Source organism: Nocardia sp. NPDC003482, assembly GCF_053588115.1.
On the sequence record NZ_JBSFPI010000045.1, the window covers coordinates 20,495 to 29,338 of the forward strand.

Below are 8,844 nucleotides of genomic sequence, written 5' to 3' on the forward strand. Positions count from 1 at the left end.
AGCAATCCCAGCGATCATCCGCACGGGTGACCTCGGAACACTTCCGCGGTGGACAGAACGCACATGCAGCGGAGGCCGACTGTGCATCTGACCGATGAGCGCTGGCACGCTCTGCTGCATAGACGGGCGGCGGATCCGGCGGCCGTGCAGCGGGCGTACGCCGACCGGCGGCGGCGGACCAGTCTGCTCTCCCCGCGCGGGACGCTGTTTCTGGTGGCCGCCGACCATCCGGCGCGCGGGGCGTTGGGGGTGGGCGCGGATCGTACGGCGATGGCGGATCGGCGAATGTTGTTGGAGCGCTTGCTGATCGCGCTGGACAATCCGGCCGTGGACGGGGTGCTCGGGTCGCCGGATATCGTCGAGGAGTTGCTGCTGCTCGACGCGTTGCACGACAAGGTCGTGATCGGGTCGATGAACCGGGGCGGGCTGGCCGGGGCGGACTGGGAGATCGACGACCGCTTCACCGGGTACGACGCCGAATCGCTGGTGAAGTTCCGGCTCGACGGCGGGAAAATGCTGCTGCGGCTGGTGGATTCGGATCCGGGCACCATTCCGACGCTGCACGCGTGCGCCCGCGCCGTCTCGGATCTGGCGATACACGGCCTGACCGCCATGGTGGAACCCCTGCCCTACCACCGGGATTCATCGGGCGCGCTGGTCATGCGCAAGGACTCCGCCTCCCTGCAACGGGCCATCACCATCGCCTCCGGCCTCGGCGTCACCTCCGCCCACACCTGGCTGAAAATCCCTGCCCCCGAGGACATCTCGGTCCTCGACGCCACCACCCTCCCGGTCGTCGTCCTCGGCGGAGCACCCTCCGGCGACGTCCACGCCGACCTCACCTCCTGGGGCAGCGCCCTCCGCCACGACGTCACCCGCGGCCTGGTCGTCGGCCGCAGCCTCCTGTATCCGAGAAACGGCGACGTCGCCGGTGCCGTCGCCGCCGCGGCCCGCGTAGTACGGGAGGCACGATGACGGCACCGCCCGGTCCGACATCGCCGCTCATCACGGTGCCGAAACTGACGAACCCGCCTCGCTCGATGCCTCCGTCCCCGCCTACCGGAAGGACGAGGTGCGGGAAGGACAACCGAGCGACGTCATGCCCCCGCACCCTCGGGACAAAGCTACGGGAGGCCGGACGATGAGCAGCCTCCATCACCCCGACGGCACGCTGCGCGACGCGGATGATCCGGTCCTGCTCACCGCCGCCGCGGCGGGCTGGACCTACACCGGGTTGCGCGTGCTGCGGTTGCGGGCCGGGCGGCCGCGCATCGTGCGGACCGGGGAGTACGAGGCGTTCGTGCTTCCGTTGTCGGGCTCGTGCACCGTGCGCGTCGACGGTGAGCGATTCGAATTGAGCGGGCGTGCAACGATTTTCACCCGGGTCACCGACTTCGCCTATGTCCCGCGCGATGCCGAGGTGGAGCTGCTCGCACCCGCGGACGCCGAGATCGCCCTGCCCATGGCGCGCTGCACCCGGCGACTCGCGCCGAAATACGGTCCGGCCGAACAGGTTCCGGTGGAGGTGCGGGGCGCGGGGAACGCCACCCGGCAGGTCACCAATTTCGGCGTGCCCGGGGTGTGGGACCACGCGGACAAGCTCAACGCCTGCGAGCTGATCATCCCGGACGGCAACTGGTCGTCCTACCCGCCGCACAAGCACGATCGGGCCGGGGAGTGCGAGGTCGTCAACGAGGAGATCTACTACTTCCGCATCGCCGGGAGCGACGCGATCACGCCGTCCCGCAAGGGATTCGGCGTGCACCGCACCTACACCGCGGACGGGTCGCTCGACGAGACCGTGACCGTCCGCGACGGTGACGTCTTCCTCATCCCGCGCGGCTACCACGGACCCTGCGTCGCCGCGCCCGGCTACCCGATGTACTACCTCAATGTCCTCGCCGGGCCCGCGCCCGAACGCTCCATGGCCTTCTGTGACGATCCCGCGCACGCCTGGGTGCGCGACAGCTGGACGGGCGCCGCGACCGATCCGCGCTGCCCGGTCACCGATCACCGCGGGCGCACCACCCGCTGAACGAGGGGCGACAGCCATGAAACTCACCACCGCGCGGGCACTCGTCGCCTGGCTCATCGCCCAGCACTCCGAAACCCTCGACGGCCGCGAGGCGCCGCTGTTCCCGGCCGTGTTCGCGATCTTCGGGCACGGCAACGTCCTCGGCCTGGGCACCGCGCTCGAGGAACGCCGCGACGTGCTCCCGGTCTGGCGCGGGCACACCGAACAGGGTATGGCCCTGGCCGCGGTGGGTCTGGCCAAGGCCACGCATCGCCGACAGGTCGGGGTAGCGACCTCCTCGATCGGGCCCGGTGCGCTCAACATGGTGACCGCCGCGGGCGTCGCGCACGCGAATCGCCTTCCGCTGCTGCTGCTTCCGGGCGACACCTTCGTCGGCCGCGCCCCCGATCCCGTGCTGCAACAGGTGGAGCACTTCGGCGATCCCACCGCCACCGCCAACGACGCCTTCCGCGCCGTGAGCCGTTACTTCGACCGCATCGCCCGGCCCGAACAGCTGATCTCGACGCTGCCGCAGGTGGCGCGCGTGCTCACCGACGCCGCCGACGCCGGACCGGTGACGCTGGCGCTGCCCCAGGACGTGCAGGCCGAGACCTTCGACTTCCCGGAGAGCCTGTTCCAACCCGTCGTGCACAGCGTGCGGCGGCCGCGCCCGGATCGCGACACGATCGCCGCGGCGGCGCGCGCGGTGACGGATTCGGAGCGGCCGCTGCTCATTCTCGGTGGCGGCGTGCGCTATTCGGGCGCGGGGGAGCAAGCGCTGGAATTCGCTCGGCGGCACGGCATTCCGATCGCCGAGACCACCGCGGGCCGTACCCTCGTTCCGCACGAGGAGCCGCTCTACGCGGGGCCGCTCGGCATCACCGGTTCGTCGTCGGCCAATTCGCTTGCGGCACAGGCCGATCTGGTGTTCGCGCTCGGTACCCGCTTGCAGGACTTCACCACCGCCTCCTGGACGGTCTTCGCGCCGGACGCGCGGCTCGTCAGCGTCAACGCGGCCGGCTTCGACGCGGTCAAGCACGGCGGCCTGGCCGTCGTCGCGGATGTCGCTGCGGCACTGGAGGATCTGGCGCCGCACCTCGCCGGGTGGCGGGTGGATCCGGAGTGGAGCCGTCGCGCCGCGACCGTGCGCGGCGACTGGGATCGCTATATCGACACGCTGCGCGCGCCCAGCGCCGGTCTGCCGAGTTATGCCCAGATCGTCGGCGCCGTCAACGATCTCAGCGAACCGTCCGACTACGTGATGACCGCCTCGGGCGGACTGCCCGGCGAACTCGTCGGCGGCTGGCGCGCGGTCGGCGGCGAGCCCACGATGGACGTCGAATACGGATTCTCCTGCATGGGTTACGAATTGGCGGGCGCGTGGGGCGCGGCCATGGCGCATCGGCGCGGTCTGGTCACCACGCTGCTGGGGGACGGGTCGTATCTGATGCTCAACTCCGAGCTGTTCTCGGCGGCGTTCGCCGGACACCCGTTCGTCGCCGTCGTCTGCGACAACGACGGGTACGCCGTCATCGCGCGGTTGCAGGAGGGGCAGGGCGGGGGCGCGTTCAACAACTTCTACCCCGACTGCCGCACCAACCACACCCGCCCGCCCCGGGTCGACTTCGCCGCGCACGCCCACGCTCTCGGCTGCCTCGTCTTCACCGCCGACGACCTGGACGGTTTCGTTCACGCCTACGCCCGCGCTCGCGCCGCCGCCGGACAGCGGACCCGTCCGGCCGTCGTGGTCGTGCGCACCCAGCCCGCGGCGTGGACCGAGGCCGGGGCATGGTGGGAAGTCGGTGTGCCCGAACATCTTTCGGGCCGCGCGGAGCACGACGCGGGAAAGGCCACCCAGATCCGCCGGCTGCGCCCCTGACCGCTGGGGCCGCCCACAGCGTCGTACCCGCCCCGCACCGCCGGGGCCGCGGTGACATGCCGGTAAGCTGGTTGCAGAGCGCAATCGGTTCGGAAGTGGAGGTGCGCGGTGGAGGGCAGATCGGGATGTCCCATCAACGCCGCGATCGAGGTGATCGGCGACCGCTGGACGATGCTGGTGCTGCGCGATGTGATGTTCGGCAATCACCGGCACTTTCGTGAGCTGCTGGCCGGATCGGAGGAGGGCATCGCGTCCAACATCCTCTCCGATCGGCTCAAGCGGCTCGTCGCCGCCGGACTGCTGACCCGCGCGGACGCCCGACCCGGTCAGAAGGCGGAATACCGGCTCACCGAGGCGGCCATCCAACTCGTCCCGGTGATGGCACACTTGGGCAGCTGGGGTCTGCGGCATCGGCCGACCACCGTGCGGCTGCGCGTGCGCGCGGAGCTGCTTGAGGAGGGCGGTCCGGCGCTGTGGGACGAGTTCATGGACGAACTGCGCGAACTGCATTTGGGTATCGCGCGTCCCCAAGGCGATGGTCCACCTCCCTCGCAGCGTTTGCGCGCGGCCTACGAGCGCGCGCTGGCCGAGGATCGGACCGATGGGATCGATGGCTCGGACGGGTGAAGGACAGCGAGATGGCACGGGGCACCGTGAAGTGGTTCGACAGTAAGAAGGGCTTCGGCTTCATCGTCGCGGACGAGGGCGGGCCGGACGTGTTCGTCGACTACACCGAACTCGAGGGGGTGGGCTTCCGCTCGCTGACCGAGGGACAGCGGGTGGAGTTCGAGGTCCGGCGCGTCAAGGCCGGGCCGGAGGCACGCGAAGTTCGCGTCCTGCGCGAGTGATCACATTTCGGTGATTCGTGTTGTCCGGCTCACTCCCTGCAAATAAGTGTTAACGGGTTTCTTGATCTTCTCGATATGCGGTTGTCAGCCAGTTCGACTGGGACTCGACAATAGGAGAGGTATTTATGATCCCCGTTATCATCGACACCGGTAGCGCCGCCCTGAACGGTCTGTTCAACACCCTCGGTGCCGCCCTCCACGGTCTCGTGGACACCCTGTGGACGGGTTCTTTCGGCGGCTGAGCTGCTGTGTCGGTCGCGTAGGCGACCTATAGGCCGGGCCCGGGCACCTCGCGTGCCCGGGCCCGGCCTATTTCGTGGCAGGCGCGCCGGCCCGGCCGGTATGTCGCCTATCACGGTACGATCACCGCCGCGAAAACCGGTGCCCCGAATTTTGTGGGCAGCGGCCACGCAACTCATGAGCTACGTCTTTGTGCGTGGGCGTCTGCAAATAACTTTCCGCGCGTCCGTTGCCGCCGCGCCCGTCCCCGACCGGTCATGCGCACCGATCAGCTCGTGGACGGGGACGAGCCGACCGGGCGTGCGCGCCGATCAGCCCGCGGACGGGGACGAGCCGACGGGGCGTGCGCGCGCCGACCAGCTCGCGGACGCGCCCGTCCCGACCGGGCGTGCGCGCCGATCAGCCTGCGGACGGGGACGAGCCGACCGGGCATGCGCGCCGATCAGCCCGCCGACGGGGACGAGCCGACCTTGCAGCCCGCGTCGTAGGGGAACGGCAGGTCGGTGAGCCGGGTGGCGGCGGGATCGAGGGGGCGGCCGATCACCGGGGTGTGCGGCGGGGTGGCGTGCGGATCGCCGGAACCCCCGGCGCGCAACGACTTTCCGTCGAGTTCGGGTACGGGAGCGATACCGAACAAGTCCAGGACCGTCGGGGTGATGTCGATCAGCGAGTAGCCGTTGTGGATGCGGCCCGCGGGGAAGTCCGGACCCCACGCGATCACGAAACTGGCCACCTCGTACGGACTTTGGCCGCCGTGACCGCCCTCGGGCCGGTGGCCGTGGTCGGTGGTGACCAGGATGGTCCAGCGTTCCTCGGGATGGGCGCGGGCGCGCTGGTCGACCGCCGCGCGGATGCGGCCGACGAGGACGTCCACGCGGCTGATGGCGTCGCGGTACGCCTGCGGATTACTCGCGCGCAGCCGATGTCCGGCGATGTCGACCTGATCGAAGTGGGTGAAGACGAGATCGGCGCCGTCGGCGATCGCCGCGACCGTGGCCGCGGCGGTGCCGGTGTCGATCTCGGCCTCGCACCCGTAGGTGCCGAAGGCGTTGGCGCCCGCGGTGACGATCAGATCGGCGTGCGGTTCGCCCGTGGCGGCGATGCGGGAGATGGTGTCCCAGGTCGCGATCGAGGCCGTCTTTCGTTGTGGCGCGGCGGTTTTCACGCGATTGAAGACGGTGGGGAAGCGGCCGAGATGCTCGGGGGTGCAGGTGGCGTCGTTGTCGCAGATGCCGGTGCGGGTGTCCCACACGCCGGTCAGCACCGCCGACCACGACGGGCAGGAGACGGTCGTGTGCGGGGCGATCGAGTAGCGGCTGAGCGTCCCCTCGGCGGCGAGGCGGCGCAGATTCGGGGTGACCGCGGCGAGCACTTCGCTGTAGAGACAGCCATCGATGCCGATGACGGCCACCTTGTTCGTGCCCGATGCGGCATTCGCGCGGGGCGCGACGAGCGCGAACAGGCCGGTCGCCAACAGGACCGTACAGCTACGCCGGGTCAGGGCCATGATCTCACGGTGACGGGTCTGCAGGCCGCTGGCCAGGCACGACGCGTTTCTTCGCCGAGGTTTCGCCGGGTCGGCACGGGAGCGACGGGCGGGGTTCACGGTGTTCACCCGGCGGTGTCCGGCTCGCAATGAAGTATGGGGGGCCCGTCCCGTGCCTGTCCGATTGATGGTCGGGCGCCGCCATCGAGGAGGGAGCGAGGGTTCTGTGTCTGCGGGCCCGGGTGATCGGGGGCGGACGATGCGTGGGGCGCGGCCGGTGAACGGGAGCCGTGCGGGTTCGGGATCGCGGGCCGGGGAAGTAGGTGAACGGCGGAGGGCGCGGGGGTGCGGTGCGCGAGCGGGAACGGTGCGAGCGGTCGAACGGACTGAGGGCGGGCGACTACTAGGGGGTAGGCGGGGCGGGATCGTGGACCATTAAGCTGGCGGCGGTAATTTCCGAACCCTTCCCCAGGAGTGCCCCACAGTGAGCCAGAATGGCCGTCCTGTAGTTCTGATCGCCGACAAGCTCGCCCAGTCGACCGTCGACGCGCTCGGTGACGGTGTCGAGGTTCGCTGGGTCGACGGCCCGAATCGACCCGAGCTGCTGGCCGCCGTGCCCGAGGCGGACGCGCTGCTGGTGCGTTCGGCCACGACCGTGGACGCCGAGGTGCTCCAGGCCGGTAAGAACCTTCAGATCGTCGCCCGCGCCGGTGTCGGCCTCGACAATGTGGACGTGCCCGCGGCCACCGAGCGCGGCGTCATGGTCGTCAACGCGCCGACCTCCAATATCCACACCGCCGCCGAGCACGCGGTCACACTGCTGCTGGCGGCCGCGCGGCAGATCCCGGCCGCCGACGCCACGCTGCGCGAACACACCTGGCAGCGCGGCAAATTCAACGGTGTCGAGATCTTCGGCAAGACCGTCGGCGTCGTCGGGCTCGGCCGGATCGGTCAGCTGTTCGCGGCGCGGCTGGCGGCCTTCGAGACCAAGATCGTCGCCTACGACCCCTACGTCTCGCCCGCGCGCGCCGCGCAGCTGGGCATCGAACTGCTGACGTTGGACGAGCTGCTCGCGCGCGCCGACTTCATCTCGGTCCACCTGCCCAAGACGCCGGAGACCAAGGGCCTGCTCAGCAAGGAGAAGCTGGCGCTCACCAAGAAGGGCGTCATCATCGTCAACGCCGCGCGCGGCGGGCTGATCGACGAGGCCGCGCTGGCCGAGGCCATCAAGTCCGGGCACGTGCGGGCCGCGGGCATCGACGTGTTCGAGACCGAGCCGTGCACCGACAGCCCGCTGTTCGAGCTGCCGCAGGTCGTGGTGACCCCGCATCTGGGCGCCTCCACCGCCGAGGCGCAGGATCGCGCGGGCACCGATGTCGCCAAGTCCGTATTGCTCGCGCTCGCAGGCGAATTCGTGCCCGGCGCGGTGAACGTGACCGGCGGCGCGGTGGGCGAGGAGGTCGCGCCCTGGCTCGAGATCGTGCGCAAGCAGGGCGCGCTGCTGGGCGCGCTCGCCAGCGAGCTGCCGGTCAGCCTCGAGGTGCAGGTGCGCGGCGAGCTGTCCTCGGAAGACGTTGCGGTGCTGGAACTTTCGGCCCTGCGCGGCATCTTCTCGGCCCTGATCGAGGAGTCGGTGACCTTCGTCAACGCCCCCGCGCTGGCCAAGGAGCGCGGCATCGAGGCCACCGTCACCACCGTGTCGGAGAGCCCCTCGCACCGCAGCCTGGTCGACCTGCGCGCCGTCTTCGGCGACGGCCGCACCCTCAACGTCTCGGGCGCGCTCACCGAGCCCGAGCAGGTCCAGAAGATCGTCAACATCAACGGCCGCAACTACGACATGCGCGCCGAGGGCCTCAACCTCGCGGTCCTCAACTACGACGACCGCCCCGGCGCCCTCGGCAAGATCGGCACCATCCTCGGCGAGGCCGATATCGACATCCAGGCCGCCCAGCTCAGCCAGGATGTCGACCAGGAGGGCGCCACGGTCATCCTCCGCGTCGCCAAGGAGGTCCCGGCCGATGTCCAGCAGTCCATCGCCGAAGCCGTCGGCGCCGCGAAGGTCGCCGTCGTCGACTTGAGCTGAGCCGGTAGGGATCTCGCGAGTCCCTGTTGTTCCGGCCTGGGGGCCGGAACAACAGGGAACGTGGGGTACCGGCCCGCTGAGCGGATTCAGAGGAAGCCCCGTCGGGAACGACCCACCCTCGGTCCAGGACCAACCCAGGTGCACCAACCCCTGGCGCACCAACCCCTGGCGCACCAACCCCTGGCGCACCAACCCCTGGCGCACCAACCCCAGGTGCACCAACCCAGCCGCACCCTTTATTCGGATCCGCACCCGTTGTAGAGCCCTGCAAGGGGTGCGGATCCGAATAAAGGG

At 70.1% G+C, this 8,844-nt stretch carries 7 protein-coding genes; 6 read left to right on the forward strand and 1 reads right to left on the reverse strand.

Annotation, left to right across the window (positions count from 1 at the left end; all coding sequences use genetic code 11):
- Positions 1-81 precede the first annotated feature (81 nt).
- The 5 genes from ACWDSJ_RS36890 to ACWDSJ_RS36910 all read left to right on the forward strand — a co-directional run bounded on the left by ACWDSJ_RS36890 (position 82) and on the right by ACWDSJ_RS36910 (position 4,741).
- Positions 82-975: a Cgl0159 family (beta/alpha)8-fold protein gene (locus tag ACWDSJ_RS36890; protein ID WP_450037466.1), complete on the forward strand. Its 894-nt coding sequence runs from the start codon at positions 82-84 to the stop codon at positions 973-975.
- 166 nt (positions 976-1,141) lie between these two features.
- Positions 1,142-2,035 (forward strand): 5-deoxy-glucuronate isomerase, encoded by an 894-nt coding sequence (gene iolB / locus ACWDSJ_RS36895; RefSeq protein ID WP_450037467.1) that lies wholly within the window; start codon positions 1,142-1,144, stop codon positions 2,033-2,035.
- Between the two features lie 16 nt (positions 2,036-2,051).
- Complete coding sequence (iolD, locus tag ACWDSJ_RS36900) at positions 2,052-3,893, forward strand: 3D-(3,5/4)-trihydroxycyclohexane-1,2-dione acylhydrolase (decyclizing) (protein ID WP_450037468.1); 1,842 nt, start codon at positions 2,052-2,054, stop codon at positions 3,891-3,893.
- A gap of 108 nt (positions 3,894-4,001) precedes the next feature.
- On the forward strand, positions 4,002-4,520 hold the full coding sequence (locus ACWDSJ_RS36905; RefSeq protein ID WP_387355796.1) for a winged helix-turn-helix transcriptional regulator: 519 nt from the start codon (positions 4,002-4,004) through the stop codon (positions 4,518-4,520).
- Positions 4,521-4,531: 11 nt separating this feature from the next.
- Complete coding sequence (locus tag ACWDSJ_RS36910; protein ID WP_387355798.1) at positions 4,532-4,741, forward strand: cold-shock protein; 210 nt, start codon at positions 4,532-4,534, stop codon at positions 4,739-4,741.
- A gap of 682 nt (positions 4,742-5,423) precedes the next feature.
- On the opposite strand, the gene ACWDSJ_RS36915 is transcribed toward ACWDSJ_RS36910, so the two are convergent.
- Positions 5,424-6,488: an alkaline phosphatase family protein gene (locus ACWDSJ_RS36915; RefSeq protein ID WP_450037470.1), complete on the reverse strand. Its 1,065-nt coding sequence runs from the start codon at positions 6,486-6,488 to the stop codon at positions 5,424-5,426.
- 463 nt (positions 6,489-6,951) lie between these two features.
- Here ACWDSJ_RS36915 and serA point away from each other — a divergent pair, with 463 nt between their 5' ends.
- A complete protein-coding gene (serA, locus tag ACWDSJ_RS36920) occupies positions 6,952-8,550 on the forward strand; it encodes a phosphoglycerate dehydrogenase (protein ID WP_450037471.1) in 1,599 nt (532 codons plus the stop codon).
- Positions 8,551-8,844: the final 294 nt, after the last annotated feature.